The sequence below is a fragment of the uncultured Maritalea sp. genome (assembly GCF_937139385.1).
In the GTDB taxonomy this organism is placed as follows: Bacteria; Pseudomonadota; Alphaproteobacteria; order Rhizobiales; family Devosiaceae; genus Maritalea; species Maritalea porphyrae_A.
Genome location: NZ_CAKZPW010000066.1, coordinates 1 through 1,421 on the forward strand (window position 1 = coordinate 1; position 1,421 = coordinate 1,421).

Consider the following 1,421-nt stretch of genomic DNA (forward strand, 5'->3'; position numbering starts at 1 on the left):
GTCCGATGTGGTGCCCTTCCTCATTGGGGTCTCCAACTTTCTGTCCGTTTGCCGCATCCGCTGCCACTTTCATGGCCTCGTTATAGATCGACCGCTCCACAAGCATGCGCGTTCTAGCGTTGCAACTTTGACCGGAGTTTGAAAAAACACGACGTGTTTCGCGCTTCACAACATCTAGCGCACCGTCTTCGTCAAAGATGATATTCGGCGACTTGCCGCCAAGCTCCAGGGTTACTTTTTTAACGTTCTCCGCAGCGTCTTTTGAGACGGCAATCCCTGCTCTCGTTGAACCTGTGAATGACATCATGGCCACATCAGAATGTTGGGAAAGTGCGGCACCTACATTTAGACCATCACCATTTACAAGGTTGAAAACGCCCGCAGGAACGCCAGCTTCATCCAAAATCTCAGCATACAAGATTGCGTTCAGTGGTGTGATTTCACTTGGCTTGAGAACCACAGTGCACCCTGTTGCTATGGCTGGAAGCACTTTCAACGCGATTTGATTGATCGGCCAGTTCCACGGCGTTATCAAACCACAAACGCCGATTGGCTCTTTAAAAATCAAATCGCCATTTGGCTCTTTGGTCTCAAATTCAAATCGTTCAAGCGCGTCGATAAAGCCTTCAAGGTGGCCAACCCCAACGCCTGCTTGCGGACCATGGGCCAGCTTGTGCGGCGCGCCCAATTCCAGTTTGATTGCTTCTGCGACTTCGCCTTGGCGTTTTTTGTAGACCTCAAGAATTTGTTTGAGCAGGGCAAGACGCTCTTCTTTTGATGTCTGTGAGAATGTATCAAATGCTTTTTTTGCAGCCGCAACGGCTTTATCTACGTCAGCTTTCGAACCAAGCGAGATTGTTGCAACCTGTTTCTCGGTTGCCGGGTTGATCACATTGAAATCGTTGGGCACGGTTGGTGCCACCCATTTGCCATCGATGTAGAATTCGCGTTTTTCAATCATAGTCATTTGGTTCGTTCCTCGAACAAAGTTCCGCAATCGCAGCTAATTTGGGGCATTATCGTTACACCGATTTTTGGGCCAAAAGACAAAGCCAATCATGTGCGATGGTTGCTGCCGCAATGGCAGTAATTTCAGAATGGTCATAGGCGGGCGATACTTCCACCACATCCAGACCTATTAGGTTGAGACTACCTAGGCCACGTAGAATTTCAAGGGCTTGCCAAGAGGCCAAACCGCCAACTACTGGCGTGCCGGTGCCGGGAGCAAATGCTGGGTCCAAACAATCAATGTCAAAGCTAATGTATGCAGGTTGGTCGCTGGCGCGTTCTAAGATGCGCTCAATCGTTTTATCAACCCCGTTTCGATGAACCCAAGGTGAAGTCAGAATCTCAAAGCCCATCGTTTGGTCGTTGTGGGTCCGAATGCCCACTTGGATCGAATGGTTTGCGTCGATCACCCC

General features: G+C 49.7%; 2 protein-coding genes. Both read right to left on the reverse strand.

The window, feature by feature from the left end; translation table 11 throughout:
• A partial coding sequence (locus Q0231_RS02845) for an aldehyde dehydrogenase family protein (protein ID WP_299344816.1) occupies window positions 1-961 on the reverse strand: 961 nt, incomplete at its 3' end.
• Between the two features lie 61 nt (window positions 962-1,022).
• Window positions 1,023-1,421, reverse strand: a 399-nt coding sequence (locus tag Q0231_RS02850; protein ID WP_299344813.1) for an arginase family protein, incomplete at its 5' end; no start/stop codon positions are given.